This window comes from Orrella marina (assembly GCF_003058465.1).
Lineage (GTDB): Bacteria > Pseudomonadota > Gammaproteobacteria > Burkholderiales > Burkholderiaceae_B > Algicoccus > Algicoccus marinus.
The window spans coordinates 3,501,897-3,528,592 of the sequence record NZ_CP028901.1 but is presented as its reverse complement, the minus strand read 5'-3'; the positions used below and the strand labels follow the sequence as shown (position 1 = coordinate 3,528,592).

Genomic DNA, 26,696 nt, shown 5'->3' with positions numbered 1-26,696 from the left:
GCGACAGTTGCTAAGGGCGATCGCTACAGACGGGACAGTGTGGGTCGCGCGGGACCTTGACTTCATGCCAGTGCATCAAACGCACATCGAACATCACCAGCCGACCTTTTAGTGTTCGACCAAGCCCGGTCAGGACCTTGATGGCTTCGGCAGCCTGAAGACTGCCGATAATACCAACGAGCGGAGCAAAAACACCCATCGTCGCGCAACTGGTCGGGGTGACGTCCTCTGCCTCCGGGAAGAGGCAGTGGTAGCAAGGACTTTCAGCATCACATGGATCGTAGACAGCAATCTGGCCGTCGTACCGTAAGGCAGCACCAGAGACCAGAGGAACCTGATTTCTCACGCAAGCGCGATTGACGGCATGACGGGTTTCAAAGTTGTCACAACAATCCAGAACCAGATCAACCTGTGCGACCCTCTCGTCGAGCAACGCCTGATCGAGCCGGGTCGCATGGGTGGTAACGATCGTATCCGGATTGATTTGTACCATTGCCTGGCGAGCTGATTCCACCTTCAGCATGCCCACACGATCACTAGTGTGCATGATTTGCCGTTGCAAATTGCTCAACTCGATGTGGTCATCGTCTGCCACCTCGATATGCCCCACCCCGGCTGATGCCAGATACAGACAGACAGGAGATCCCAGCCCGCCTGCACCGACCACCAGCACCCGGCTGTCAAGCAGACGCGCCTGCCCTTCTATCCCAAGATCGTCCAGCAGGATATGGCGGGCATAGCGCAGTAGCTGTTCGTCATGCATGTGCAGGCGCAATCAGTCTTTCGAGGCAGCGACCTGTGGGTCACCCGGGCCTGGATCAACGTCTTTTCCTTGCAGGAAATTGACTGCCTGTTCAAGCTGGAAATCACCATCTTCACCAAACCGGAACGGCTTGGGCAACTCTGTTGGCACATTATCCGAAGCCGGCTTGGCACCATGCCGGAAACCACTCGGCTTTGCCTTTTCTTCTTGAGCCTGACCATTGGACAGATGCCGCTGAAGATCTGCTTCGCGCGCAATTGTGAACAGATTGCCCTGTCGAGTATCTGTTACATAAATATCCGGCTCAATCCCTTTGGCCTGAATCGACCTGCCATTAGGTGTGAAGTACCGTGAGGTTGTGAGCTTGATTGCCGTGTCCTGTGACACTGGCAGAATAACCTGGACCGAACCCTTGCCAAACGTCTGGTTACCCATGATGGTGGCACGATCATGATCCTGCAAGGCCCCTGCGACAATCTCGGACGCAGACGCTGAGCCCGCATTCACAAGCACAACCATAGGTACTGTCTTGACCCATTCTGGCATGTCTTTCAGATAATCCGGCTCACCGCGTGCATAGTCGACCGGGTTGGCAAGATACTTGTGACGCGAGTCCGGAATCCTGCCATCGGTCGAAACAACCAGCATATCGGGTTCAAGAAACGCAGCTGACACCCCAATCGCGCCCGACAGCAGCCCGCCCGGGTCATTTCTCAGATCAAGAATCAGCCCCTTGGGCGCCTCTTTCTCTCCGATCTCTCGCAAATGCCTCACCAGATCAGTACCTGTGCGCTCCTGGAACTGGGCAACCCGGACATATCCAATGTCGTCAGGCAACATCTTGCTGCGAACACTGCGAACCTTGATCGTGTCACGGATCAGCTCAACCACCACGGGCTGATCCTGCCCCTGCCGCAGCACGGTCAATGTGATGGGGGTCTTGATCGGTCCACGCATCATCTTGACGGCCTCGGTCAGGCTCATCCCTTTGGTCGACGTATCATCTACCTTGATGATCAGGTCACCGGCCTGAATGCCAGCTCTTTCTGCCGGCGTGTCTTCTATAGGGGAAATGACCTTCACAAAGCCATCTTCGGAGCCGATTTCGATACCCAGGCCGCCAAACTCGCCCTGAGTAGAAGTCCTCATTTCCTTGAAAGCATCTTCGTCAAGATAGGCAGAATGAGGATCCAGATCAGTCAGCATGCCCGAAATTGCGCTGCGGATCAGATCCTGATCAGTAACATCCTCAACATAATTCGACTTGATAGCCGAAAAGACATTCGAAAACTGGCGCAAATCGTCCAATGGCAAGGGTGCCGAATTTTTCTGCGCCATGGCAGAAATGCCGACGCTAAGCATGACCCCCGCCACAAGGCCGGAGCAAACGAGTCCAAGATTGCGCAAATGACGACTGGTCATCAATTATTCCTTTCAGATCAGACCCGGACAATCTGCCGGCTCAGGTCTGCCTTATTGGCTTTTAAAGTACAGCATCGGGTCAAGCGGATTACCTCGATGCCTGAGTTCAAAGTATAGGGCCGATTCAAGCTGACCGCCTGTATTGCCAGCACTGGCAACCACATCACCTGACTCGACAATATCCCCGGCATCTTTCAACAGACTCTGGTTGTATGCATAGACAGTCAGGAAATCATCGCCATGGTCAATGATCAGGATATTTCCAAACCCCCTGAGCCATTTAGAAAACACAACCGTGCCTGACGCCACCGCCCGCACCGGCTCACCTTCGCTGGCATCTAGCAGGACACCCCGCCAGGACCCTCCTTCAGGCCTTTTAGAGCCAAACCTCGCAAGTGTACGCCCCTGCACAGGTCGACTCATCCCCCTCTTGACTCCACTCCCTTGCGGCAGGGTCGCCAGTGCAGCCTCGCGGGCTTCCCGAGTCTTGAGAGCCTGTTCCTGCCGCCAGCGCTCGATCTCGACCGAGAGTCCCTGAATCAGACGTGAGAGACGCTCCTCATCTTTTGCCAGCTGACTGGCTTGAGAGCGTTCCTGTGCAAGCTGCTTTTCAATCTGCACCAGCACTTTCTGTCGCTGCTCTTTTTCCTGAACCAGCAACTCACGCTCCTGCGCGAGCATCTCTTTTGTCTGCTCAATTGAGACTTTCTGAGCATTTTGAGCGACCCGGAGCGCGGAAAGTTCCTTCTTATTGTTGCGCAACTTTTCTATAGTTTCGGTTCGGGAGCGTGACACGAACTCGAGATATCCCAGATCTCGTCCAAGCGCCTGGGGATCCTCCCCTGCGAGCAAGGCACTCCACTCATTCAAACCGCTACTGTACTGGGCACGCAACTGCTTTGCCAGTGCTTCACTTTGTAGAGCAACCTGCTCATTGACGACTTCGATGCGGCTCTCAGTCTCAGACAGGTCCGCCTCAAACTGCCTGAGTGTCACGTCAAGCTTCTCAAGGCGACGGACTGTCGCAGAGATCGCCACTTCCGACCTCTGCAAGGCATCCGCGGCACGGCTCTGCTGCTGTTGTGTCTTCGCGAGTTGACCTTGCAACGATTCAAGCTTGTTGCGCAATGCCTGCTGCTGCTGAACTGCCTGGGCTTTCTCCTTCTCAAGATCGCGCGGCTGGGCCTGAGCCATTGTTGCAGTCAGCGTCAGGCACGCAAACAAGCACAATCCCAACCTGCCAGGCGTTCGCAGCATCATGCTGATCAAGCCTTCTTGGCTTTACCCTGCGCTGCCACCGCGGCCATGGCTGCCTCGATCACTGCAGGATCAGCCAGGTAGTAATGACGCAACGGCTTGAGTTGTTCATCAAGTTCGTAAACTAGCGGCTGTCCGGTAGGGATATTCATGTTGACAATATCCTCGTCCGAAACGTTGTCCAGGTGCTTGATCAGTGCTCGCAAGCTGTTGCCATGCGCAGACACCAGCACCCGGCGTCCAGACTTGATCGCTGGCGCGATCGAGTCGTTCCAGAACGGGAGCACGCGATGCACTGTATCCTTGAGACACTCGGTCGCAGGTAGCTGGTCCGGGCTCAGGCGTGCGTAACGTGGATCAAACTTCGGATGGCGTTCGTCGTTTTCATCGAGCGGCTCAGGCGCGATCGCATAGGCGCGACGCCAGATCAGAACTTGTTCATCTCCGAATTTTGCGGCGGTCTCGGCCTTGTTCAAACCTTGCAGGTCGCCGTAATGACGCTCGTTCAGGCGCCAGTTGTTGTGAACAGGGAGGTACATCTGGTCCATGGCGTCAAGCGTAATCCAGAGCGTGCGAATGGCCCGTTTCAGAACAGAGGTGAACGCCAGATCAAACTGGTACCCCTTCTGCTCAAGCAGCTTGCCAGCCTCCCAGGCTTGCTGCCGACCTGTTTCGGTCAGATCAACGTCGGTCCATCCGGTGAATCGGTTTTCCAGATTCCACTGGCTTTCGCCATGGCGCATCAATACGAGTTTGTACATGTCTGTGGTCGTTTCCGGTTAAATGTGTGTGCTCATTTTATAATCCCTGTCATTGTCCGTGATGGACGTCACTTGCCTCAAGAGGAACTGTGGACTTTTTCCTGGAAACTAACAACCTGATGCTGATCGGCACGGCCATCCTGTCCGGTCTCATGCTGATCTGGCCAACCATCCAGCGCAAGCGCGCGGGCTCAGTGGTCGGCACGACAGCCGCCGTACAGATGATCAACCAGCAGAATGCAATGGTGATCGATATTCGCCCTCTGGCCACCTACCAGAACGGTCACATCCCCCAATCACGTAACATTCCTCTCGCAGACCTGGACAAGAAGACGGCCAATCTGCCCAAGGACAAACCAATCATTCTGGCTTGCGATCGCGGCCAGACCGCAGTTGGCCCTGCAGCCAGGCTGCGTCAGGCCGGATTCACGAACGTGTCTGTGCTTGAAGGAGGCCTGAACGCATGGGTCAGCGCGGGTCTGCCGACATCGACCAAACGATAGAAAGCTGCGGTGCAAGTACACCGCAGCGCTGAACAACCAACAGGAGATCGAATGAATCCCGTTTTGATGTACTGCACGGGCTATTGCCCTTACTGCAACATGGCAGAGGCATTGCTGTCCAAACGCGGCGTCACGTCAATCGAGAAAGTATTTATTGACCAGGATACAGCCCGGCGCACAGAAATGATGGAGCGCACCAAGCGCAGGACAGTTCCCCAGATCTACATCGGCGACACGCACGTTGGCGGTTATGATGAGCTCGCTGCGATGGACCGGGCAGGACAACTCATGCCCTTGCTTGAAGGCAAGGATTGATCTGGCAATGACATGTGCCATAGCGATGCGGGTTCTGCAGAACCTCTCGCGCGACACCTTCACAGCACACATACCCCGAACTTTTTTAACTGGATTTCCGAATGGCTGAACAGAACAAAGCTGCTGACAACAGTGCTCAAACCGACTCCCCTTCATTCAACCTGCAGCGCGTCTACGTCAAAGACATGTCGCTGGAGATGCCTAATGCCCCGCACATCTTCCTTGAGCAGGAAGCGCCGGCAGTCGAGGTCAACATCGGCATTGGTGGTCAGCGGATTGCGGACACCATGTTCGAAGCAACAGTAACCGTCACGGTCACAACCAAGATCAATGACAAGGTTCTGTATCTGATCGAGGCAACACAAGGCGGAATTTTTGAGCTGGCCAACATCCCGGCGGAGCAAATGGATCCCTTGCTGGGCATCGTCTGCCCGACCATGCTGTACCCGTATCTGCGTGCGAACGTCGCAGACGCCATCACCCGTGCTTCACTGCCTCCCCTGCATCTGACGGATGTCAACTTCCAGGCTCTGTATCAACAGCGCATCGCCGAGATGCAGAAAGAGCAAGGTGGCCAGACAAATGGTCAGGCAGACTCCGGCATTATTCTGCCCCCTGGTGCAACTCGCCAGTAATCATGCACGGATGATCGGCACACACACCAGATGAACCCATCCCCGTGGCCTTGCCGATCCAGACCGCTGCCGCCTGGAATCAACGCTGGAATCAAATCATGAGCATTGGGGATCACCCTCCTGTCGCCGTGCTTGGCGCAGGTGCCTGGGGAACTGCACTGGCTGCTGCAGCCAGCAGAACGTCACCCACTTTGCTTTGGGGCCGCGATCCGGCTAGAACCCGCGCGATACAGGCGCAGCGCACGAATGATCGATATCTGCCAGGAATCACCCTTCCCGCCCGACTCGGCTATGCTCCAGACCTGGACCAGGCGCTTTCTCACGTTACCTGGACACCAACACAGCAGGATCGGCATCCTGGTCTGATCATTCTTGCCACGCCCGTCGCTGGATTGCGCGCAATCTGCCAGCAGATCACTGACTATCTCAATGCCTGCGACGGCATGATTGCCGGCATGGTCTGGACATGCAAAGGACTCGATGCCGAGACCGCCGAGTTGCCGCAGGAAATGGTGGAGTACGCTCTGCAGTCTGCTCGCCGTCCGATTACATTCGGAGCACTGTCAGGTCCCTCCTTTGCCAGAGAAGTTGCGCAAAATCTGCCCGTCGCGCTGACAATTGCGAGCGCGAGCCAGGCCCTTTGCGAAACGGTTACACATGCTCTCCACACAGGCAACGTTCGTATCTATCGCTCGACCGATGTCATGGGTGTCTGCGTGGGAGGCGCACTCAAAAATATCATGGCGATCGCCTGCGGTATCTCCGATGGACTGAAACTCGGAAACAATGCCCGCGCAGCGCTCATCACTCGGGGACTTGCCGAGATGACTCGGTTCGGAGTCGCGCTCGGTGCGCGCGCAAGTACATTCCCCGGACTGACAGGCCTCGGCGATCTGGTACTAACGGCTACTGGAGACCTTTCGCGTAACAGACAAGTTGGTGTTGCGATCGGGCAAGGCATGTCAGCACAGGACGTTCTCGCTGCCGGCATGACAGCCGAGGGCGCACGCTGCACGCGCGCCGTTCTGACTCGAGCACAGGCGTTAGGTGTGTCAATGCCGATCACGCAAGCGATCAACCGGGTGCTGTTCGAATCGATGTCACCCGAACAGTGCGTCGCCCAACTTATGGCACGAGATGCCAGGCAAGAATCTGAGTAACGTGCAAGCACGAGTGTTCGTCAGGCGCCATCCTTTGTGTGATCAGACTCCGTCAAGATAATCGTTCTGTCGCCAGGCCTCATACACGATGACAGAAACTGAGTTTGACAGGTTGAGGCTACGCTGACCTGCACGCATCGGCAACCTCAATCGCTGCTGCGGTTCAAACAAACTGAGATGTTCTGCTGAAAGACCTGCCGTCTCCCGTCCAAATACAAAGACATCGCCTGGCTTGAATTCAACCGCGCGCATCAGCCTTGACGCACGCGTAGTCATGCAGAACCGGCGATCAGCAGGGGCGGCAGTGGCGTCCAGAGCATCTGCCAGCGAATCATGTATGAGCACAGGCTGCCACTCGTGGTAGTCGAGTCCGGCGCGGCGCAGGCGTCTGTCGTCGAGTTCAAACCCAAGCGGCCTGACGAGATGCAACTGCGCACCGACGTTTGCACATAGTCGGATGACATTACCTGTATTAGGCGGGATTTCGGGTTCAACCAGGATCACATGATACATGGCCGTGATTGTGCCAGACAGATGAATTTCGCGCCGCACAAACCACCCCGATCTGTTGCGCGCCAGCCACTCGAAGCGCGTTCGCGGCCGACTCAACCAGTTCCCGCGACTCCATCCTGTCGAGCACGAGGGTCACGATATGCCCGCGCACTTCCGAACTGGCCTCAAACCTTGTCTGCGATCCGCTGTCATCCATCCACTCGTAGCGAGTCAGCCATCGATCACGAACCGGTGTCAGGCTTTGGCGACCCAGCGCCTGTGCAAGCTCTCGAGCAGGACTGCATTGACACGCACGCAATCTGTCAGGTGCGACAGGCAGAGCAATCCAGTTTGAAGGCAAAGCAACACTGCCATCGAGTTGCATCCTGATCGCATCCAGCAAGCGCTCTGCGATCAATGGGGCGAGCGTCAGATCGGTGCGCGGTCCGGTGAAACGGTCCAGCATCAGATCAACGGGAAATCCGGCATCGAACGCACAAATCAACCAGTCAAAGGATGCTGTGCCCCTTGTGCATGAATGACAACGCCGGCGTCTGACGGTACCATTCTCAGCTGCCGTAGAATATAGCCTGTCATCGAGGTCGTCCGAGCAACCGATGCACAGGTTGCGTGCTTGTCGAACATGAAACGTATCTTCAAGGCACCCTTGACACATTCTGCCCTGGCGGGACGGCCCCAGGCAAAGTGGACACTCCGTATAACGCCAACCGGACAGTGCAGCCAGCATACCTGAACGGAACAGCCCGGACAGCCGACCCGGGACTTTTTGCCCTGCGCCCACCCCAAAGGCACCTACGCTTTCTGACTCTCTTGATCGACGAAAAGGCCAACGCATGCTGACACCCTTGAATACTCCTCAAACCGGAGATTTTGAAGGGACATTGCCGCCCTCGTCATTTGAACTATGACAGATTCAGCCACCACCAAACATCTGGCCATTCGAGCGCAAGATGTCATGCTGCAGTTCGACCGGCGCGGTAGACCGCAATCAGGTGATTTCCTGCACGCAGAAATTGCTGAACGCATGCGCCAGCGACTCAAACTGATCCGGATTCAACCTGAGACCGTTCTGGATGCTGGCTGCGGAGCAGGGGAACGCACGGAACTTTTGCGAGACCGGTTTGCGCAGGCAAACATCATCAGCCTGGATCACAACCCGCGCCTGCTCGCCGCCTTGCGAAAGTCCTACAGGCTAGAGGGGTTCGGTCGCTGGATTTCTCGATGGAAGGGTCAGCAAAAGCACAGAACCGTCTGTGCCGATCTTGCGACCACCGGTCTCGAGCCAGAGTCTCTTGACATGGTCTGGTCAAATCTCGCCTTGCACTGGCACCCGAAGCCCCACGATGTCATTCGAGAGTGGGGCAGAATACTTCGACCAGAAGGCCTCGCATTCTTCAGCTGTTATGGCCCGGCTACCGCGATCGAACTACGCGCAGCCCTGAGAGACGCCGATCTCGACACAAGCACCATGCCCTTTGTGGATATGCATGACTTTGGTGACATGCTGGTCGAACACGGGTTTGCTGATCCTGTCATGGATCAGGAGACGCTGACGCTCACTTACAGGAGCGCTGACGCCTTGTTGCGCGATGTGGCAGCACTCGGTGGCAACGCCAGCAGCGAACGCCGGCGCGCACTACCTTCTCGTCAATGGCTGGAAAAACTCAAACGCGCACTCGAATCAACAGCCGACACGGACGGACGCCTAAAGCTGACGATCGAAGTCAGTTATGGTCATGCCTGGCGCCAGGCGATTCGCCAGCAAGGCTCTGAAACGCTGATCAGCCTGAATTCGTTGAGAAGAAAAGGGCCTCAGTTCTGAAGCGTGCACCAGATCAGATGTGATGTCGCTTCCCTGTGAGGCGTCGAATCGTGCAACCATTCTCTGTACTATGCCCTCGGGTCGAGTCACACGGATTGCTTGCTGGTGTAGCCAGTCAGCATCACAACGTCTCGTCTGGACCCAGGACGCGACCTCATCAATCTGATCGACACTGCCAATCTCGTCAGCCACGGTCAACACTTCATCCATGAGAGCCAACAGTTCCTGGCGCAATGGCACGCTACGGCCGCCGTCAAGTCGTAGATAGTCTGCATTCAACCCGAGGAAACAAGCCTGGGCTCGATTGACCGACTGAAGCGAAGGACTCACGGAATGCATATCGTCCTGTCGCAGCACCCATTGGGAAAGCGCCTGCACAAAACCGGCGAGGGAACACGCCCTTTCCACGGTCAGAGAAGCATCCATAACCCGTATTTCGACCGTCCCCAGTTCGGGCCGCGGCACCATGTCCCAGCCAAGATCCGCCGGATCGGACCGACCCCCACTGCCCAGGAGTGCAATGTAATGCTCAAAGTCATCCCAGGTCTGGATGTTGGTCGGCATACTGGTTGTTCCGCCTCGCTCCAGTCTGGACAGCAGTCGAGCGCAGACCATACCGACGGACTGGCCTGTCATCACAGGGGAGCTCGCAGACAGGGCGATCAGATGCGGCACATACGGTGTCAGCAATCGAATCAGTCGAATCGCTTCATCCCCGGACTTCACGCCAACAAACACACGCGCCGCGTAAAAGGATGCCGCTAGCTCTGACTCGACCGCCTGACCGGACGGTCGCACTGCGTTAGCCTCCATCCAGAATGTGCCAGGATGCGCACCTGCGCCACTTAAAAAGCTCTGATTAGCCAGCGCAGACCGAATCGCCTCCGATCGGATTTCGCTCATCTGTGCAAGCAGTCCGGCTGGATGCTCGTGTTCGCCGGAGACCAGCTCCAGAAAGTCCTGTCGCGCGCCCGTTCGAACACGACGGCTGGCATGGCTGGACTGGTCGAGACTGGCAATGATGTCTGAACCTCGACGTACTAGCGCCTGACTCTCCTGATCGACAATCTGCAGTTCAAGCGCAAGGCCGAACATGCCAGCAATGGAAGACTCGAATGGAATACGCAATTGACACCTCCCATTTAACAGTGCATTCCATAAAACTTGGATGCATGTGGCGGATCATACCTGCGGGATTGTTTCAATTACGTATTAATTGGTGACGCAATAGTCACACTTGTTACAACTGAAGGGAAAAAGCCACGGAGTTTTGATCCGTGTAGCAATCCCCCGGGACGATCTGCGGGTGTGCGCTCTTCAGAGCTGGCCAGCCTACCCCGTTCCTGATCGATCAGGAACAGGTCACTCAGTCAGTTAAAAGTTACCGAACCAGTTAAACGCGACCGAAGCCTTGTAAAGCATGTAAATGGCCAGCATGAATAAAAGTCCTGCAAAAACTTTCTTCAGGGCCGGTACAGGCAACTTGTGGGCAACCTTTGCGCCGATCGGTGCAAAGATGACGCTAAAGAAGAGCAACACCAGAAGAGCCGGCCAATAGACATAACCAATCATACCGGGAGGCAGGTCGGTCGCATTCATGCCCGACCAGACATAACCAATCGTGTTGGCAACCGCAATCGGAAACCCGAGTGCGGCAGAGGTTCCGACCGCCTGGTGCAACGCCACGTTACACCACAGCATGAACGGCACGGAAACGAACCCGCCACCTGCACCCACCAGGCCCGACAAAAAACCGATACCGGCACCTGCAGCACCTGTTCCCAGGGGCCCTGGCATCTGACGGCTCGGCTTGGGCTTGCGATTGGCGACCATCTGTACCGCCGAATAACCGACGAACACAGCAAACACCAAGGCCAGCCAGCCTGTTCTCAGGGCAGCAAATACCGCACCACCTGCAAGCAATCCGCCAATCACGATACCTGGCGAGAAGCTCAGAACCAGATCCCAGCGTACAGCGCCTTTCCGATGGTGCGCTCTTACACTGGACATGGAGGTAAAGATGATGGATGCCATGGAGGTGGCGATCGCGGCATGCACAACCAGCTCCAGTGGCAGTCCCTGCGCAGTCAGCAATGCAGTCATGAACGGTACCAGCAACATGCCGCCGCCAATGCCCAGCAGTCCTGCTGCAAAGCCCGCGACACAACCGAGTATCGCGTAAGCCAGAAAAAACAAGGGTTCCATGATTGGGTGTCGTCTTGATTCAGAGTAATCGGAAAGTATACCGGGGTAGCGCTCCGTAGCGCGTCCTTTTGCCAGATTGAGTAACTGAATCCATTACTTGCGCCAGAAGCCGGATGTAAACAGCACTAGCACCGTGAAAAGCTCGAGTCGCCCTATCATCATCGCAAAACTGCACAACCAGATCTGGAAGTCGTTCAAGCTCAGATAATTGCTCGAAGGACCAACATCTCCCAAGCCTGGTCCGATGTTGTTCAAACACGCGATGATCGCAGTGAATGCGGTCCTGGGTTCAGCCCCGCTCAACAGCATGAGTGCAACCAGCACCGCAATCGACAGGCCGTACAAGAGCATAAAGGCCAGCACGGATGTCAGAACCTTTCCCGGGATAAGACGGCCTTTGAGCAAAACCGGGGTTACGGCATGCGGATGGAGGATACCGATCATCTCCTGGCGCGTCTGCTTGATCAGCATCAGCACTCGGATCATTTTGATGCCACCACCCGTCGAGCCTGAGCTCGTGCTGAACATCCCCAGGAGAATCATGAGCAGTGGCGCAATCAACGGCCATTGTTCATAGTCAGTGTTCGCAAAGCCGGCTGTTGTTGCAATCGAGACCGTGTTGAAGACTGCGTAGCGGAGCGCAGTTAACGGATCCTGGTAAACATCTGTCACCCACAGATACAGGCCGATCAGGACACCCATGCCTAGCACTGTAGCGACGAAGGGAATCGCCTCTGGACATCGACTGTAGGCGCGTATACCGCCTTGCTGAAAGGCCTTGAAGTGTGTCGCGAAATTGATTCCTGACAGCAACATGAAGACGATGCAGATCGCTTCGATGAGCGGGGAGTCAAAGTACGCAAAACTTGAGTCATGTGTCGAAAAGCCACCAAGCGCAACCGTTGATGCCATCTGACACCAGGCATCAAACCAGGACATACCGGCCGCGCGGTATGCCAGAAAACAGACGATCGACAGGCCAAAATAAATCGCATACAGCGCCTTGGCAGTGCTGGCGATACGTGGTGTGAGTTTCTCTTCCTTCATGGGACCCGGTGTTTCTGCGCGAAACACCTGATGACCACCCACGCCCAGCAAAGGCAGAATTGCGACCGCAAGCACGATGATCCCCATCCCGCCGACCCAATGCATGGTGAAGCGCCACAAGTTGACCGAAGGCGCCATCTCATCGACGTTCGATAACAGTGTTCCGCCCGTTGCTGTCAGTCCAGACATCGACTCGAAGTAAGCGTCCGTGAAAGACAAATGCATTCCGTTGCCGTTGAAGTACAGCAGCAGGGGAATGGTGCCAAGCAGAGGCAGAAACGACCACACCATCGAAACCAGCAGAAAACCATCTCTCGGACGCAGCTCAGCCCGATATGCGAGGGTGCCAAGCCACATGACGACACCAATTAGCAAGGCAATCGCAAATGACTGTATGAACAGCATCAGCTGCCCATCTTCCAGGATCACGGACCAGACCATGGGCACGAACATCGTCGTGGCAAACAGTGCCATGGTGAATCCGAGCACGTGGACAACCGCCAGAAACCGTTTCATGAATCCTCAAAAAAACGACGCAGATACCTGAAACAGCTTCTCGACCTTGGCCACCTTGGCCTTGGTCGGCACAAACACGATGACATGATCTTCTGACTCAATAAAGGCATTCGGATCTGAAATGATGATTTCGTCTCCCCGCACGATTGCACCGATACTGGCCCCTTTTGGCAAATCAAGCTCCGATATTCTTCGCCCGACAACCTTGGAGGATTTCCGGTCACCATGGGCAACCATTTCCAGCACTTCCGCGACACCGCCCCGAAGACGGTGCGCTGCCACAATGTCGCCACGCCTGACATAGCAAAGCAACTCACTCATGGTGGCCTGTGAGGGTGAAACAGCAATGTCGATGTGACTGCCCTGCATGAGTTCACCGTAAGCTTGACGATTGATCAGCGCAATCACTCTGCGTGCACCCATCCGTTTGGCCAGCAGAGAAGACATGATGTTGTCCTCGTCCTCACTGGTCAGCGCAAGCCAGGTGTCGGTGTCCTCGATCCCTTCTCGTTGCAGTAGCGACTCATCAGTGCCATTGCCGTGCAGGACCAGAACATTGTCTGGTAGCGTACTGGCGAGCTCCTCGCAACGTGACATGTTCTGCTCGATGATTCGCACGTTGTAACCGTTCTCGGCCAGGTTGCGTGCCACCCGAGCCCCGATGTTGCCACCACCGGCAATCATGATCCGGCGCACCGACTCCACGCTCTTGTGCATCTGGTGAACAGCCTGGTGTGCGTGTTCGGTATCTGCAATCAGCAAAAGCTCGTCGCCAGGCAGCAGAACGGTATCGGGAGACACCGTGACGGGCCGCCCTCCTCGCAAGATATCGACAACACGTGCATTGACATCCGGACGCATCGCCCTGAGGTCCTGAAGCTTGTGATTGGCCATGAAGCCGGAAATACCGACCCGCATGGTGATAACACTGACCCGGCCATCGCCAACCTCGACAACCTGCAACGCTTCGGGAAACTCGATCAGCTTCTGAAGGTACGATGTAACGCTGCCCTCTGGACTGATTACGGCATCGACACAAAAGCCTTCTTCTCCAAGCAGCTCTGGCATGGCCGGCAGTTCGGACGAGCGGACTCGGGCAACCCGACGGGGAACATTGAACACCATCCGTGCAATCTTGCATGTCACCAGATTGACCGCATCACTGGCCGCGCAAGCAATCAGCATGTCGGCATCCTCTGCTCCCGCGCGCCGGAGTGACGAGACCAGTGAACCATCTCCCACCACGCCTCGAAGGTCAAACCGCTCCTGCAGGTCAGAAAGCCGGCTTGCATCAGCATCGATGACAGTGATGTCGTTGTGTTCAGACACCAGGTTCTCCGCGACACTGGTGCCAACCCGACCTGCTCCGACAATCAGGATTTTCATGATCCTCGCTTACGCGATTCGATTCCAAGTTGCTTGAGTTTTCTGTAGAGATGCGTACGTTCAAGCCCGGTACGCTCAGACACACGTGTCATGCTGTAATTCTCCCGGGCGAGATGGTACTCGAAGTAAACGCGCTCAAACTCGTCACGCGCATCACGCAGCGGTTGATCGAGCGAGATATTTCCAAGCAGATTCGACGGGCCTTCCGGCTTCTTTTCTTCGGGCGGTTCGGCAAATGGATTGGCCAGCGGTGGCGGTGCGATCACTTGCGCCGTCGGCGGAGGTGGGACCGGCGTCACTTTTCCAAGCGTGGGCTTGAAGGGCCTGCTCAAAGCCGAGGAGATGGTCTTTAACAAGCGCTGAAGGGTGATCGGTTTCTCCAGAAAATCCACAGCCCCGATACGTGTCGCCTCGACTGCCGTATCGATTGTTGCGTGACCACTCATCATGATGACGGGCATGTCGAGCAACCCCTGTGAGCCCCACTCCCGCAACAGCGTCACGCCGTCGGTATCGGGCATCCAGATATCAAGCAAAACAAGATCGGGACGAATCCGAGCGCGCGCTGCACGTGCCTGCGCGGCGTTCTCGGCCATTTCAACAGTGTGCCCCTCGTCGTACAGGATCTCGAAGAGCAACTCACGAATGCCGACTTCATCGTCGACCACCAGAATGCGGGCCATAGTTTCTTTTTAATTTACCTAGAGCTGTTGTGATTATCGTTTGCTTGCGACGCCTCGTCTACCGGATACGCAGAAGCATCAAACGGCGCAAGCATGATTGTGACGCGCGCCCCCCGGCACGCAGATTGGAGAGTTCGATATACCCACCGTGCTCTTCCACAATTTTTCTGACAATGGCAAGACCGAGACCGGTTCCTTGAGCCTTGGTCGTGACGTAGGGCTCGAACGCTCGCTGGAGCAACTGACTCGAAAACCCTGGCCCGTTGTCGGCAACTGTCAGTAAGACAGCTGGCTCGCTGGCATCGTCACCCGACCCGCCCAGAGTCACCTCTGTCGAGACCTGAATCATACCTTCGCTTTGCGTCTCAGCGAGGGCCTCCCGGGCATTTCCCAGCAAATTATGAATCACCTGACGTAGCTGAGTCGGCTCGCCGCGCACTTGTGGCAAATCAGGATCAAGCCGGATATCAAACTGTACCGGGCGACCTCCGTCACGGCTTCTCGAATCATAGGGATCCCATCCGTAAAGCGTCAGAACATCTTCAATCAGCGAATTCAGGTTGACCGGACCGTAAACCGTCGGTGGCTTGCGCGCATACTCCCGAAACTCGTCGACCATGTGCTTGAGCGAGGAGACCTGATTGATGATCGTGTTGGTTGAGCGTTCCAGCAGCGCGGCATCCTTTTCATCAAGCTTGTCTACGAGCTTCATCGCGAGTCGCTCGGCCGAAAGCTGTATCGGCGTGAGCGGGTTCTTGATTTCGTGTGCAAGTCTTCTGGCCACCTCGGCCCACGCAACACTGCGGTTTGCAGAGATCACCTCTGTAATATCGTCAAACACCACGACGTATCCGTTGCCACGCCCCTCACCGGTAAGATGGGTGCCACGGGCAAGCAATGTGAGTGTGAGAGGTCTGTCTCCATCCCCGGTCCGGGGCAGTGTCACTTCAAATTGCTCCTGCCAGTGCAGTCGTTCGCTACCCATTGCAACATGCTGGGAGAAAGCCCTGCGAATGGTTCCGGCAAACTCGACCATCCCGTTGGCAGTTTCGAGCGGCCTACCCGCCACTTCCCTGAAGTCTGCTCCCAGGATGGACTGGGCCCCCTGGTTGAAGATGGTCACCCGGAACTGTTCGTCAAATACCAGTACGCCGGCCGAAAGGTTGGCCAGGATACTCTCGATGTAGAGCTTGGATCGTTCGAGCTGACGCCGGTTGGTATCGACAAGTCGCCTTGCCTCCTCCAGTTGATGGGTCATGGCATTGAACGAGCGGGTCAATTGACCCACCTCATCGTTCTGTGGGGGCTCTGGTAAAGGCCGATAGTCTCCGACACTAACCGCGCGGGTCCCTGATGCCAGCGCAAGCAAAGGCTGCACCAGTCGTTTGGAAAGATACAGCGCAACAGCCATGGCAGCAAAGACGGCCAGCAACAGCGCCAGCGTCAACGTAACACCAAACAGTTGCTGCAACCCATGCCTGGACATGGCGAGTTCCTGATAATCACGGTAACCTGCCCGGACCTCCTCAGCATTGAGAACAAGCTTGTCGGACACTGGTTTGATCAGTTGTAACCAGCGCATTTCATTAATCAATGGCCCAGTGGACGAGACCATGGGGGTCGCCAGCGGCACAATCACCCTGAGCAACATGCTGACTGTTTCATCTCCGACCAGCCCTTCAGTCATCGACTCTGCGGCTGTATAGCCACGCGTCACCCTGAGCTGATTCAGGACCTGGGATGGAGGCGGCTGGGGCAGCAACTGTCCAAGTTGCTCGGTTACGAACGCAACTGGCCTGCCAGAGCCGGTAAAAACCATGGCTTCCTGCACTCCAGTCACTTCCCTGACCCGGGACAGAATCTCTGGCAGATCGGACTCGTCCGCCCCTGAAAGCAACGGAACCATGGCGCGTGCGCGGGTGTCGAGCTCGTTGAGCTGGGCGTCCAGTGCCGCACGTCCCAGCGCCAGGCCCGCATCAAGCGCAGTGTCAACCCGAACGTTGAACCAGGACTCGATCGACTTCGACATGAACTGTACGGAAACGGTGTAGATCAATGCGCCTGGCAACACCCCGATCAGAGCAAACGCCAGTGCGAACCGGCCGGTCAGCCGGGCGCCGAACTTTCCCTTGTACAACTGATATGCCAGCCTCGTAAACAAACCGATCACCCACACAAACAGCCCTGCTGCGAGCGCCACATTCAGATAGACAAGCAGTTCGTGATACTGAGCCAGCAAAGAAGCGCTAGCCGTCGACCAGGCCAGCAGGATGAAGAGAGCAAGCCCTCCTGCGATTCCAAACGCAATCAGCCATCGCCCCCAGTGCTTCATGAATTGTCCCTCTCTCGACCAACACTGAACTCGAACTCTCGCCATGGACTGATCAGCGTCCAGTCACTGCGCTTGTTGGCATCAAGCTGCATGGGCCGGGAAAGCTGGGTTGCATCAAGCATGATGCGAACCCGGCCTTTGTAGTCAGCATCTGATTCGAACCGATCAATCGGCGCGACCTCCCAGCCGCGCACCCGGCGCACCAGATCAAGCGCCTCGTTATAGGTCGCCACAACCAGGCCCAGATCCCCGATACTGACTCGCCACTGTCGGGTTAGAGTATTGAATGAAACACGTCTGGTCAGCCTGGCATCGACCAGCACCTTGTCAAACCACCACCAGCGTGGCTGGTCAATCTCGACCTCGATCGTGAAGGTCAGCGCAACCCCTCTCTTGAGGGCCTCTGCCATCGAATGGCTCAGGGACATCTCGATATCGATATCCATGCTCAGGTGTCCTTGATGAACTAGCGGCTCGATACGCTGCACAGAAGCCTGAGCGTGATCGGGTAACTCCGCATCGCTGGCCTGCCCGTAAGCCTGCCCTCCTCCTGCGCCAAACCAGACAAAACCCAGCAGCAGGCACACCTTGAACAGTTGTATTGCCCGACCCGAAACCAGATGATCAAATCCCGTCTTCACGATCGCATGAATCGCCAGCGCCCTCACGCCCTGGCCTCTTTTGTGAATAGCGCATAGAAAAACCCGTCATGGCCACACGTCATCTGCTCTCCTGCACTCTCAGGAAGAATCAGCCCGGGCGCTGGCAGACGCCGGGCATCCGCATGGCGCTCAAGCATGGCTACGGCCTGTGCCTCACCTTCCTGCTCAAAAATCGAGCAGGTTGCCAGCAGCAGGCGGCCACCCGGGACCAGCGCAGGCCAGATAGCATCAACAATCGCACGCTGTAGCGCAACTGTCTGCTCAAGATCGGACTGCCTCCGTAGCCAGGCAATATCAGGATGGCGTCGAACCACACCCGACGCCGTGCACGGCACATCCGCAAGGATCAGGTCAAAAGGTGCCGACCCAGCCCACGCTCTGCTATGGAGCAGATCAGCATGAACCAGCTGGACGCGTTCAGGGTCGAGCAGACCAAGCCGCTCGAGGTTCTCGCGCACCATCTCCAGTCGTCTGGCATCCTGATCCACTGCTGTCAGCGAAACATTCGCAAGCTCAAGGATATGTGCGGCTTTGCCGCCCGGGGCAGAACAGGCATCGAGCACCCGCGCCCCGCCCCTCAGGCCAAGCAACGGCGCTGCTTGCTGTGCTGACAGGTCCTGCACAGACCACCAGCCTGCTTCGAATCCCGGCAAACGTTCGATCGCCCCCGCGCTTCTGACCTTGATGGCGGCACCGCCCACATGGACCGCCTGTACACCAGCGTCTTCCAGCGACGACAGAACCTGCTGCACACTGGACCTTCTCTGGTTGACCCGCAAGACCAGGTCCGGGGCTGTCTGACTGACCTGCAAGATGGATTGCCAGTGATCGGGATAAGTATCACGTACCTGGGCGATCCACCAGGCAGGATAGTTCCATCTGGCAACCTCATCCCTCGCCACTGCCTCGACAAACAAGGTCCGCTCCCTCTGGAATCTGCGCAAGATCGCATTCAGAAGCCTGGGAGCAAACGATGCCTTGCTGACAAGCCTGGCAGCGCGGACAGACTGATCAACAACCGTGTGGACTGCGTACCGGGGCGCACCGTCTCCAGGCGGGCACTGGAACGAATCCGGCACCCCCTGCCTACCCGTGGCAGCCTCCTCGACCATGGCAATGTCAAGCAACAGCAGACTCAGCGCAACCAGACTGTTCAGGGGACCGCTTTGAGAACGCCGCTGCATGGCAATCGAACGCCAGGCCTGAGCCAGGCCCCAGTGACGCATTGCATACATGGAGAGCGCTTGCACTGCAGCGCGTTCGGAAGGATGAACCCTGGACAGCAGTGCGCTCAACGATCTTCCTGACTCAACCTCCGAAAGACAGCGGGCCGTGGTCAGCAAGGTTTTGTTAAGGGACAGTCGATTCTCGGTCATGTTTGGATTTTAGGGGCAAGAAGACGCTTCTCGTCTGACGTAAACGCTAAAATGCCGGATTGCCTGCACACAAAGAGTTCCACATCATCATGTCAACCCCAAAGGTCGGATTCGTCAGTCTCGGATGCCCGAAAGCACTCGTTGATTCGGAGCGCATCCTCACACAGTTGCGCACAGAAGGATATGAAATCGTACCTGACTATGACGGTGCTGACGTGGTCGTGGTCAACACCTGCGGATTTATTGACAGCGCCAAAGCAGAGTCGCTCGACGCCATCGGCCAGGCAATCACTGAGAACGGACGTGTCATTGTCACTGGCTGTATGGGGGTTGAGGAAGATGTCATCCGGGAGGTCCACCCGTCGGTTCTGGCCGTCACCGGCCCCCAGCAGTACGAGCAGGTCGTGCGTGCAGTCCACGACGCCGCTGCACCGCCGGTCGAGCATGACCCCTTTGTTGACCTGGTGCCTCCCCAGGGCATCAAACTCACGCCACGACACTACGCTTACCTCAAGATCTCGGAAGGCTGCAACCACCGCTGCAGCTTCTGCATTATTCCTTCCATCCGGGGGGACCTGGTCAGCCGCCCGATTGGCGATGTACTGGACGAAGCCCAGAGACTAGTGCGTGCAGGCGTCAAAGAATTGCTGGTCGTCTCGCAAGACACCAGTGCCTACGGTGTCGACACACGGTTCAGGACCGGATTCTGGCAAGGCAGACCCGTGCGCACCCGCATGACGGAGCTGTGCGATGCCATGAGTGAACTTGGCGCGTGGATCAGGCTGCACTACGTCTACCCCTACCCACACGTGGATGAGGTCATTCCCCTGATGGCGCAGGGCAAGATTCTGCCGTATCTGGACATTCCCTTCCAGCACGCCAGCCCCCGAATCCTGAAGGCAATGAAGCGTCCTGCGTTTGAGGACCGCACACTGGAACGCATCCACAAGTGGCGCGAGATCTGTCCGGACCTGACGATCCGGTCAACCTTCATCGTCGGCTTTCCGGGAGAAACAGAAGAGGACTTCGAATACTTGCTCGACTGGCTGACTCAGGCCCAACTGGATCGGGTAGGCTGTTTCCAATACTCACCGGTTGAAGGGGCCAGTGCCAATGCCCTGCCCGACCCGGTCGCGCCCGAGATCATGCAGGATCGCTGGGAACGGTTTATGGCACATCAGCAGGCGATTTCACGTGCCAGACTGGCCAGAAAAGTCGGCACGGAAATCGATGTCCTCATTGACGAAGTTGATGAGGACGGCGCCATTGGTCGATCCAGCGCTGATGCGCCCGAGATCGATGGCTGTGTCTACATTGAGCATGATCCGGATAGCGGTGTAAAGCTGGTGCCTGGGCAGCTGGTCAGAGCCCGGGTCACCGACTCGGACGACTACGATCTCTGGGCCAGTATTCAGGACTGAGGCGGGTGCCAGCCGGACAGAAATACTGCTACCGGCTGGCGCTTTCCGCCCGCGCGCTGCAATTCTGTCACCCGCAGAATGCCTTCACCCGTTTGAAGGTCGATACCATCTGCTGAGACGCCAAGGAGTTCGCCGGGCTTACGCCGCGTGCCCTGCGCCTGACGACTGGCTGAATCATTAGCTAAAGCAGTCGCACAAAACACCTTGACCGGATCAGCCAGTCCCGGCAATGTCAGCTTGGCCCCCGGAAAAGGTGTGAATGCCCGAATCCTGCGCGCCAGTTCGGTCGCCGGGCGTGACAAGTCAAGTTCAGACTCCTGCTTGAGCAACTTCTCTGCGTAAGTCACCCCGTCAACGGGTTGTGGCGTTCTGACGAGTGCTTTCTTTTCAAGCAACTCAAGTGCCCGCACGATCAACGACGCACCGCAGGCAGCCAGCTTGTCATGCAGGGTCTGCCCGTTATCGCCAGGGTCAATGGCAACCTCTGCCTTGATCAGCATATCCCCCGTATCGAGCCCTTCGTCCATCTGCATGATGGTGACGCCGGTCAGATCGTCCCCGGCCTCGATTGCTCGCTGGATGGGTGCTGCGCCACGCCATCTGGGCAAAAGACTCGCATGGATGTTCAGGCAGCCAGACTTTGGCAGATCGAGTAGCCATGCGGGCAGAATCAGCCCATACGCTGCGACAATCAAGACATCCAGATCCAGCTTCTCCAGCTGATGGCGAACCTGCAAGGCCTGCTCCGCATAGCGGCCATCAAGCTTGAGACCCGCCGGTTGCAGCACCGGAATATTGTGTGCGACCGCAGCCTGCTTGACCGGACTTTGTGTCAGTTTCATGCCCCTGCCTGATGGCCGGTCTGGCTGGCTCAGGACCACAACAACCGAGTGGCCTGCCTCGATCAAGGACTCCAGGGCAGTACTCGCAAACTCGGGGGTACCCGCAAAACCAACTTTCATTTGACAACCCTTCTTTCGCTAATTTCTCTACTTTCTGTGTGAACAACAAGCAGGTGCCTGCCTGCTCGCTCCATATTCGGGGACTGGGTGCTGGACAAGACAAGGCGCTCAAACTCCCGTATCCTTTAGGCACTAAAAATCAGACGTTCAGAGTTACGGACGTCCGCAAGCAGACTCCTACGAGCAAGTCACTGCAAATTCTTGCCATTGCCTATTGTATGAGGGCTAAACGTCATACCTGGCGCCCAGGCGAATCAGAGTCCGGGTGTTTCTCCTGAATTCAAACGAGTGGAATAATCGAACTATGCAAGACATCACAGCCGACTTTCTAGCCAGCATGGGCATTGACAGCACACCCGCGTGGGCATCGATGCTGATTGCCAGCATCAACGTCATCATCATTCTGATTCTGGCGTTAATCATTCGGGGCGTCGTGAGCAGACTCCTCACAACACTGCACCAGCGCCTGAGCGCCCGTGCACCGGGCGTTGAAGAGCGCAAACGCATCGACACGTTGAGTCGGATATTCGGATACATCTCTTCAATCGCGATCGGCGTGGTGACGGCCATGCTGATTCTGGCAGAGCTGGGCATTTCGATCGCCCCCCTGCTCGCCACAGCCGGTGTGGTTGGTATCGCTATCAGCTTTGGGGCACAGAGCCTGGTCAAAGACTACTTCATGGGTTTCGTCATGCTCATGGAAAACCAGATCCGCCAAGGCGATTTCATTGAAGCGGCAGGAAAGAGTGGCACCGTTGAAGAAGTTACACTGCGTCACGTGCGTCTGCGCGACGGAGAGGGCGCCGTTCACTACCTTCCCAACAGCGCCATTACCACCGTTACTAACCACAGCCGGCAATTCGCCTACGCTGTAGTTGATATTGGTGTGGCCTATGATGCCAACCTTGGCAGAACATACGAAGTCATCAAAGAAGTGGGTCAAGCCCTTCGCCAGGATCCGGACCAGAAAGACAAGATCCTTGACGATGTCGAGATCCTCGGTGTCAATCAACTGGAAGACTCTGCCGTCGGCTTGCGACTCAGAATGAAGACCGATGCATCAGCCAAATGGGGGATTCGTCGGGAGTTGCTGGCACGACTCAAACAGGCATTTGATACCAACGGCATCGAGATTCCGTTCCCGCAACGAGTCCTGCGCGTTCAGCGCGAAGAGGACATTATGGGCAATGACTCTTCCAGACAAACCAGGTCTGGCCAGGTCTGAACGTCCTGCATGTCAGATCCCGCAGTCTCGCGTCCACGGGGTCTGACATGGCCAAGATGGCCGAGAGGATTTCAAGGCAAGGTTTGCAGTCGGTTCAGGGACGCTCCGGACCCTTGCTCCTGCATCGGTCTTCTTCGAATCAAACATCCACCTGGCGGCGGGATGTATCTGCGCAGCCAGATGCGGCCACCGACTCGCTGACCACACCGGGCACGGGACTCAGCTGGCCGAAGCGACCTGCTCTTCGCGTCGTTGTTTCAGAATCTTGTTACGAATACGATTCTGTTTGAGGCTGGAAAGTCTCTGCACAAACACTTTACCGTTCAGATGGTCAAGTTCGTGCTGGATACAGACTGCAAGCAACCCATCCGCATCGAACTCCCTGGACTGACCGTTCTCGTCCAGTGCGCGAACCTTGATCTGCGCCGCACGCTTGACCTCGTCGTATACCCCTGGCACCGACAGACAGCCCTCTTCGTAGACCTGAACATCCTCACTGGCCCAGATGATCTCCGGGTTGATCAGAACCATCAGTTCACTCTGTTCCTCGGACAGATCCATCACAACCACCCGCTCATGCACATCAACCTGTGTCGCAGCCAGGCCAATTCCTGGTGCGTCGTACATGGTTTGCGCCATGTCCTTCACTAGTTGACGAATACGATCATCCACCTGCGCGACAGGTTTAGCGACCTTATGCAGTCTGTGATCGGGATAGCGGAGAATATTGAGGATAGCCATATCGTTATTTTAAGTCAGAGTCTAGCTCTTGCAGCAACAATTGCACATCGCCAGTGGTGTTATCGCATGGTTTGATACTTTATGAGTGTGACTTTGTGTTGACTTGTTTGACCACTGGAACAGACTGCAAGCTCAACTACCTGCACTCACGACCGGCCAGACACCCGACCACTGACCCGCCAGGGCAAGCAGGACACACAGCAGGACAACGGCCCATGCTCGGGCCCGCCCCCAGATAAGCCATGCCGCGGCCGCGAACGCCACACACGCGTCAATCCACGTCTGAAACGCAGTCATCATGATCGGGTTGTACCAGGCGGCAGCCAGCACGCCCACCACGGCAGCGTTGGCACCCGCAAAGGCTGCAAGGGCCCAGGACTGCTCCCGCAATCGGTTCCACCACGGCAGCACACCGCATACCAGCAACATCCCCGGCAGAAACACAGCCACCAGTGCCAGCATCGCACCTGGCCATCCAGGCAAGGACTGATCAAGCGCTCCCACCCATGCAGCGAAGGTAAAAAGAGGCCCCGGTACTGCCTGCGCCAAACCATAGCCTGCCAGAAAGTCATCCCGACCAACCAGTCCGGTATCAACCACAGCACTCTGAAGCATCGGCAGCACGACATGTCCGCCACCGAACACCAGAGCGCCAGCCCGATAAAACGTTGCAAACATTTCCGTCACGGGTGCCTGAGCCACCACAAAAGGCAGACCCAGCAATAGCGCCAGAGCGACCAGCAGCAGCACAATTCCTGCGACAGGACGGACCCGAACGACACCCACTTCACCAGTCAGATTCGCCTGCGCCTCCTGCCGCAGCAGAACCAACCCGACCAGAGCACCGGCAAGGATGGCCCATATCTGACCCGACCAACCGATGAACCAGATTGTCAGCGCGAACCCGGCCAGAGCGACCACCCGGGTCACGGTCGACTTGCAGAGACTGGACCACATTCCCCAGACCGCCTGGGCCACGACCGCGACCGCGACCAGTTTGAGTCCGTGCACAACCGTCATCGCCCACTCTGACTCTGAACCAATCCCATAGATCGCCAATGCCACGAGAACGACTGCAGATGGCATTGTGAATGCGAACCAGGCCGCCAGCGCACCCATGAAACCACCGCGATGCAACCCGATCAGGAATCCTAACTGACTCGACGCTGGACCAGGCAGGAACTGGCACAGGGCCAGCCAACCACTGAAGGTGGAGTCGTCAACCCATTTTCGCTGCCGCACAAACTCGGTATGAAAAAAACCGATGTGCGCCACAGGGCCGCCAAACGAAGTCAGGCCCAGTCGCAGGAACACCAGAAAAATCTCTATCACGCTATAAGCTCTTTGAGTCCGTGTCTAAAATAGTCAGGTCAGACACCCTGTTCTTGATTGTGTTCATCCATGTGGCGTGCCTCACGCCACGCGACGGTTATCGTCGCGGCGATCGCCATTTGACGTGACCACACACAAAAACACATTTGTTTCATACGAGGAAACCACACAACAGTGCCCTGGCATGGACAGGTTTGTATCGCAAAAGAGGATGAATCTGAACCGCGCACTGAATATGTACAAAATTGTTACGAACGCAAGTGTAAGTGACTGATCATGTCACTGCATAGAACTCGACTCACTGAACAGGTGTAAAAAGCACTTGTTGCAAGGGATTGTTGTGAGGTTATCGCCAAAGGCCTACGATGTTCCCAGCCTGCCCCCTGCACATGCGACTAATTTTTGTCCCGATGTCTAACCTGCCCTGAATTTAATGAAGCCTCATTTACTGCTTTGCGCTCTGGCCACGCTCGCCATCCTGCCTGCCGCCCATACCGAACCGATTTGTACGACTCAGATCCGGGGGAGTGATGCGCTTGAATTCGACACCAGCGTCATCCGGATTCCAGATACCTGCACCACTTTCACGGTCGAACTCATACACACGGGGATACTTCCGAAATCAGCAACCGGACATAACTGGGTTTTGACGACTCAGCGTGATCTGGAAAAGGTCGCCCGAGACTCGTACCGGGCAGGCCAGGCGCAAGGCTGGATCATGCCGGATGACAACCTGATCCTCGCCAGCACACCTATCATCGGGCGTGGGGAAACAGCATCCGTCACGCTGGACGTCAAGAGCCTGGATCCGCAGGTCAAATATGCTTTCCTGTGCACGGTCGGCGGTCATTCGCCCAGGATGCGCGGAACGCTGGAGCTATTTTCTCCGTCCACGCCATAGCACATCGGGGAGGAGCCGGGTCGGATCAGCGCACCCCAAAAATGGCTGTCCCCACGCGAACCTCGGTCGAGCCTTCCTCGACCGCCAGTTCCAGATCTGCGCTCATACCCATTGACAGCCGCTCCAGACACTGCGGATCAATCCCCGCGTCAAGGGCCTCCTGACGACACCTGACAAGCATCCTGAAACAGTCGCGCACAGGTTGAGGATCGTCTGACAACACCGCAAGCGTCATCAGCCCTTTCATGCGCAGATTGGGAAACGCCTCCAGCTGGCGCAGCAAGGGCATCAGTTCTGAAGCAGGCAATCCAGACTTGCTATCCTCTGGCGAGGTTTTAACCTGAACCAGCACATCAAGCGTGCGCTCGAGCGGCTCCAGACGGCGCTGCAGCGCCTCGGCCAAAGAACCGCGGTCAAGCGACTGCAACTCCGACGCCCATCTCGCCACATCCTTGGCCTTGTTAGTCTGGACCTGACCAATCACAACCCATTGCACATCGAGATGCTGGAGCAAAGGCGCCTTTCGAACAACTTCCTGTGGGCGGTTCTCGCCAAATCGGCTGAACCCCAGGGAGACAGCCTGCTCAATTGACTCCACCGGGAAGGTCTTGCTTACCGGCAGAATGCTGACATGCGACGGATCTCGACCAACCCGCTCACACGCCAGGCGAATCCGTTCCTGCACTGACTGCACACGCTGCTGCATTGTCTGACTGATCATGATTTCAACCCGTGATTGTTGCGATTGCGCGATCC

Annotated in this window: 25 protein-coding genes and 1 pseudogene; 8 read left to right on the top strand and 18 right to left on the bottom strand. The window is 56.6% G+C overall.

The window, feature by feature from the left end; all coding sequences use genetic code 11:
- Nucleotides 1–10 precede the first annotated feature (10 nt).
- The 4 genes from DBV39_RS16070 to gpmA are packed head-to-tail and all read right to left on the bottom strand — an operon-like array spanning nucleotide 11 to nucleotide 4,203.
- Nucleotides 11–763, bottom strand: coding sequence for a HesA/MoeB/ThiF family protein (locus DBV39_RS16070; RefSeq protein WP_108623329.1), 753 nt, complete (start codon nucleotides 761–763; stop codon nucleotides 11–13).
- A gap of 12 nt (nucleotides 764–775) precedes the next feature.
- Complete coding sequence (locus tag DBV39_RS16065) at nucleotides 776–2,185, bottom strand: S41 family peptidase (protein WP_108622403.1); 1,410 nt, start codon at nucleotides 2,183–2,185, stop codon at nucleotides 776–778.
- A gap of 51 nt (nucleotides 2,186–2,236) precedes the next feature.
- Complete coding sequence (locus DBV39_RS16060) at nucleotides 2,237–3,445, bottom strand: murein hydrolase activator EnvC family protein (RefSeq protein ID WP_108622402.1); 1,209 nt, start codon at nucleotides 3,443–3,445, stop codon at nucleotides 2,237–2,239.
- A 5-nt stretch (nucleotides 3,446–3,450) separates the two neighbouring features.
- Nucleotides 3,451–4,203, bottom strand: a complete 753-nt coding sequence (gene gpmA, locus DBV39_RS16055; RefSeq protein WP_108622401.1) for a 2,3-diphosphoglycerate-dependent phosphoglycerate mutase — start codon at nucleotides 4,201–4,203, stop codon at nucleotides 3,451–3,453.
- 89 nt (nucleotides 4,204–4,292) lie between these two features.
- On the opposite strand from gpmA, the gene DBV39_RS16050 reads away from it, so the two are divergent.
- The 4 genes from DBV39_RS16050 to DBV39_RS16035 all read left to right on the top strand — a co-directional run bounded on the left by DBV39_RS16050 (nucleotide 4,293) and on the right by DBV39_RS16035 (nucleotide 6,816).
- Nucleotides 4,293–4,706, top strand: coding sequence for a rhodanese-like domain-containing protein (locus tag DBV39_RS16050; RefSeq protein ID WP_227870677.1), 414 nt, complete (start codon nucleotides 4,293–4,295; stop codon nucleotides 4,704–4,706).
- A 51-nt stretch (nucleotides 4,707–4,757) separates the two neighbouring features.
- Entirely contained in the window at nucleotides 4,758–5,021 is a 264-nt protein-coding gene (gene grxC / locus DBV39_RS16045; RefSeq protein ID WP_108622400.1) for a glutaredoxin 3, read from the top strand.
- Between the two features lie 101 nt (nucleotides 5,022–5,122).
- Complete coding sequence (gene secB, locus DBV39_RS16040; RefSeq protein ID WP_108622399.1) at nucleotides 5,123–5,656, top strand: protein-export chaperone SecB; 534 nt, start codon at nucleotides 5,123–5,125, stop codon at nucleotides 5,654–5,656.
- Between the two features lie 98 nt (nucleotides 5,657–5,754).
- The gene (locus DBV39_RS16035) at nucleotides 5,755–6,816 is read left to right on the top strand and encodes an NAD(P)H-dependent glycerol-3-phosphate dehydrogenase (RefSeq protein WP_108622398.1); all 1,062 of its coding nucleotides are present in this window, start codon (nucleotides 5,755–5,757) and stop codon (nucleotides 6,814–6,816) included.
- A 42-nt stretch (nucleotides 6,817–6,858) separates the two neighbouring features.
- Here DBV39_RS16035 and DBV39_RS16030 read toward each other — a convergent pair whose 3' ends face one another.
- Nucleotides 6,859–7,329 carry a tRNA (cytidine(34)-2'-O)-methyltransferase gene (locus DBV39_RS16030; RefSeq protein ID WP_108622397.1) on the bottom strand — a complete coding sequence of 157 codons (471 nt, stop codon included), beginning with the start codon at nucleotides 7,327–7,329 and terminating at the stop codon, nucleotides 6,859–6,861.
- Nucleotides 7,307–7,774: a hypothetical protein gene (locus tag DBV39_RS16025; protein WP_159079000.1), complete on the bottom strand. Its 468-nt coding sequence runs from the start codon at nucleotides 7,772–7,774 to the stop codon at nucleotides 7,307–7,309. Before DBV39_RS16025 ends, DBV39_RS16030 begins: the two co-directional genes overlap by 23 nt.
- Before the next feature lie 459 nt (nucleotides 7,775–8,233).
- Between DBV39_RS16025 and DBV39_RS16020 the strand changes: the two genes are divergently transcribed.
- Complete coding sequence (locus DBV39_RS16020; RefSeq protein ID WP_108622395.1) at nucleotides 8,234–9,151, top strand: methyltransferase domain-containing protein; 918 nt, start codon at nucleotides 8,234–8,236, stop codon at nucleotides 9,149–9,151.
- On the opposite strand, the gene DBV39_RS16015 is transcribed toward DBV39_RS16020, so the two are convergent.
- The 8 genes and pseudogenes from DBV39_RS16015 to rsmB all read right to left on the bottom strand — a co-directional run bounded on the left by DBV39_RS16015 (nucleotide 9,035) and on the right by rsmB (nucleotide 19,358).
- The gene (locus tag DBV39_RS16015) at nucleotides 9,035–10,279 is read right to left on the bottom strand and encodes a glutamate-cysteine ligase family protein (protein WP_108622394.1); all 1,245 of its coding nucleotides are present in this window, start codon (nucleotides 10,277–10,279) and stop codon (nucleotides 9,035–9,037) included. The two genes, DBV39_RS16020 and DBV39_RS16015, sit on opposite strands and share 117 nt — an antisense overlap.
- Nucleotides 10,280–10,525: 246 nt before the next feature.
- Nucleotides 10,526–11,356 carry a sulfite exporter TauE/SafE family protein gene (locus tag DBV39_RS16010; RefSeq protein ID WP_108622393.1) on the bottom strand — a complete coding sequence of 277 codons (831 nt, stop codon included), beginning with the start codon at nucleotides 11,354–11,356 and terminating at the stop codon, nucleotides 10,526–10,528.
- A 93-nt stretch (nucleotides 11,357–11,449) separates the two neighbouring features.
- Entirely contained in the window at nucleotides 11,450–12,919 is a 1,470-nt protein-coding gene (locus tag DBV39_RS16005) for a TrkH family potassium uptake protein (RefSeq protein ID WP_108622392.1), read from the bottom strand.
- A gap of 6 nt (nucleotides 12,920–12,925) precedes the next feature.
- The gene (gene trkA / locus DBV39_RS16000; RefSeq protein ID WP_108622391.1) at nucleotides 12,926–14,305 is read right to left on the bottom strand and encodes a Trk system potassium transporter TrkA; all 1,380 of its coding nucleotides are present in this window, start codon (nucleotides 14,303–14,305) and stop codon (nucleotides 12,926–12,928) included.
- Nucleotides 14,302–14,988 (bottom strand): response regulator, encoded by a 687-nt coding sequence (locus DBV39_RS15995; protein WP_108622390.1) that lies wholly within the window; start codon nucleotides 14,986–14,988, stop codon nucleotides 14,302–14,304. Before DBV39_RS15995 ends, trkA begins: the two co-directional genes overlap by 4 nt.
- 14 nt (nucleotides 14,989–15,002) lie before the next feature.
- A pseudogene (locus DBV39_RS15990) lies at nucleotides 15,003–17,320 on the bottom strand (sensor histidine kinase).
- Complete coding sequence (locus DBV39_RS15985) at nucleotides 17,317–17,988, bottom strand: DUF4390 domain-containing protein (RefSeq protein ID WP_159078999.1); 672 nt, start codon at nucleotides 17,986–17,988, stop codon at nucleotides 17,317–17,319. Before DBV39_RS15985 ends, DBV39_RS15990 begins: the two are co-directional and overlap by 4 nt.
- On the bottom strand, nucleotides 17,985–19,358 hold the full coding sequence (gene rsmB / locus DBV39_RS15980) for a 16S rRNA (cytosine(967)-C(5))-methyltransferase RsmB (RefSeq protein ID WP_108622387.1): 1,374 nt from the start codon (nucleotides 19,356–19,358) through the stop codon (nucleotides 17,985–17,987). The genes DBV39_RS15985 and rsmB overlap by 4 nt, the downstream gene beginning before the upstream one ends.
- An 89-nt stretch (nucleotides 19,359–19,447) precedes the next feature.
- Between rsmB and rimO the strand changes: the two genes are divergently transcribed.
- The gene (gene rimO, locus DBV39_RS15975) at nucleotides 19,448–20,779 is read left to right on the top strand and encodes a 30S ribosomal protein S12 methylthiotransferase RimO (protein ID WP_108622386.1); all 1,332 of its coding nucleotides are present in this window, start codon (nucleotides 19,448–19,450) and stop codon (nucleotides 20,777–20,779) included.
- On the opposite strand, the gene fmt is transcribed toward rimO, so the two are convergent.
- The gene (fmt, locus tag DBV39_RS15970; RefSeq protein WP_108622385.1) at nucleotides 20,770–21,741 is read right to left on the bottom strand and encodes a methionyl-tRNA formyltransferase; all 972 of its coding nucleotides are present in this window, start codon (nucleotides 21,739–21,741) and stop codon (nucleotides 20,770–20,772) included. The genes rimO and fmt overlap by 10 nt on opposite strands.
- Before the next feature lie 304 nt (nucleotides 21,742–22,045).
- On the opposite strand from fmt, the gene DBV39_RS15965 reads away from it, so the two are divergent.
- Nucleotides 22,046–22,966: a mechanosensitive ion channel family protein gene (locus DBV39_RS15965; RefSeq protein WP_227870676.1), complete on the top strand. Its 921-nt coding sequence runs from the start codon at nucleotides 22,046–22,048 to the stop codon at nucleotides 22,964–22,966.
- Between the two features lie 219 nt (nucleotides 22,967–23,185).
- On the opposite strand, the gene def is transcribed toward DBV39_RS15965, so the two are convergent.
- Nucleotides 23,186–23,707, bottom strand: coding sequence for a peptide deformylase (gene def / locus DBV39_RS15960; RefSeq protein ID WP_108622384.1), 522 nt, complete (start codon nucleotides 23,705–23,707; stop codon nucleotides 23,186–23,188).
- Between the two features lie 132 nt (nucleotides 23,708–23,839).
- Nucleotides 23,840–25,039, bottom strand: coding sequence for a chromate efflux transporter (chrA, locus tag DBV39_RS15955; protein WP_108622383.1), 1,200 nt, complete (start codon nucleotides 25,037–25,039; stop codon nucleotides 23,840–23,842).
- A 433-nt stretch (nucleotides 25,040–25,472) separates the two neighbouring features.
- Here chrA and azu point away from each other — a divergent pair, with 433 nt between their 5' ends.
- Nucleotides 25,473–25,940: an azurin gene (gene azu / locus DBV39_RS15950; protein ID WP_108622382.1), complete on the top strand. Its 468-nt coding sequence runs from the start codon at nucleotides 25,473–25,475 to the stop codon at nucleotides 25,938–25,940.
- Between the two features lie 25 nt (nucleotides 25,941–25,965).
- On the opposite strand, the gene DBV39_RS15945 is transcribed toward azu, so the two are convergent.
- Nucleotides 25,966–26,661: a YggS family pyridoxal phosphate-dependent enzyme gene (locus DBV39_RS15945; protein ID WP_108622381.1), complete on the bottom strand. Its 696-nt coding sequence runs from the start codon at nucleotides 26,659–26,661 to the stop codon at nucleotides 25,966–25,968.
- Nucleotides 26,662–26,696 lie beyond the last annotated feature (35 nt).

Bases quoted from the DNA above. Each gene is read 5' to 3' on its own strand.
- DBV39_RS16070 (WP_108623329.1), bottom strand. From the start codon at position 763: ATGCATGACGAACAGCTACTGCGCTATGCCCGCCATATCCTGCTGGAC.
- DBV39_RS16065 (WP_108622403.1), bottom strand. From the start codon at position 2,185: ATGACCAGTCGTCATTTGCGCAATCTTGGACTCGTTTGCTCCGGCCTT.
- DBV39_RS16060 (WP_108622402.1), bottom strand. From the start codon at position 3,445: ATGATGCTGCGAACGCCTGGCAGGTTGGGATTGTGCTTGTTTGCGTGC.
- gpmA (WP_108622401.1), bottom strand. From the start codon at position 4,203: ATGTACAAACTCGTATTGATGCGCCATGGCGAAAGCCAGTGGAATCTG.
- grxC (WP_108622400.1), top strand. From the start codon at position 4,758: ATGAATCCCGTTTTGATGTACTGCACGGGCTATTGCCCTTACTGCAAC.
- secB (WP_108622399.1), top strand. From the start codon at position 5,123: ATGGCTGAACAGAACAAAGCTGCTGACAACAGTGCTCAAACCGACTCC.
- DBV39_RS16035 (WP_108622398.1), top strand. From the start codon at position 5,755: ATGAGCATTGGGGATCACCCTCCTGTCGCCGTGCTTGGCGCAGGTGCC.
- DBV39_RS16030 (WP_108622397.1), bottom strand. From the start codon at position 7,329: ATGTATCATGTGATCCTGGTTGAACCCGAAATCCCGCCTAATACAGGT.
- DBV39_RS16025 (WP_159079000.1), bottom strand. From the start codon at position 7,774: ATGCTGGACCGTTTCACCGGACCGCGCACCGATCTGACGCTCGCCCCA.
- DBV39_RS16020 (WP_108622395.1), top strand. From the start codon at position 8,234: ATGACAGATTCAGCCACCACCAAACATCTGGCCATTCGAGCGCAAGAT.
- DBV39_RS16010 (WP_108622393.1), bottom strand. From the start codon at position 11,356: ATGGAACCCTTGTTTTTTCTGGCTTACGCGATACTCGGTTGTGTCGCG.
- DBV39_RS16005 (WP_108622392.1), bottom strand. From the start codon at position 12,919: ATGAAACGGTTTCTGGCGGTTGTCCACGTGCTCGGATTCACCATGGCA.
- trkA (WP_108622391.1), bottom strand. From the start codon at position 14,305: ATGAAAATCCTGATTGTCGGAGCAGGTCGGGTTGGCACCAGTGTCGCG.
- DBV39_RS15995 (WP_108622390.1), bottom strand. From the start codon at position 14,988: ATGGCCCGCATTCTGGTGGTCGACGATGAAGTCGGCATTCGTGAGTTG.
- rsmB (WP_108622387.1), bottom strand. From the start codon at position 19,358: ATGACCGAGAATCGACTGTCCCTTAACAAAACCTTGCTGACCACGGCC.
- rimO (WP_108622386.1), top strand. From the start codon at position 19,448: ATGTCAACCCCAAAGGTCGGATTCGTCAGTCTCGGATGCCCGAAAGCA.
- fmt (WP_108622385.1), bottom strand. From the start codon at position 21,741: ATGAAAGTTGGTTTTGCGGGTACCCCCGAGTTTGCGAGTACTGCCCTG.
- DBV39_RS15965 (WP_227870676.1), top strand. From the start codon at position 22,046: ATGCAAGACATCACAGCCGACTTTCTAGCCAGCATGGGCATTGACAGC.
- def (WP_108622384.1), bottom strand. From the start codon at position 23,707: ATGGCTATCCTCAATATTCTCCGCTATCCCGATCACAGACTGCATAAG.
- azu (WP_108622382.1), top strand. From the start codon at position 25,473: ATGAAGCCTCATTTACTGCTTTGCGCTCTGGCCACGCTCGCCATCCTG.
- DBV39_RS15945 (WP_108622381.1), bottom strand. From the start codon at position 26,661: ATGATCAGTCAGACAATGCAGCAGCGTGTGCAGTCAGTGCAGGAACGG.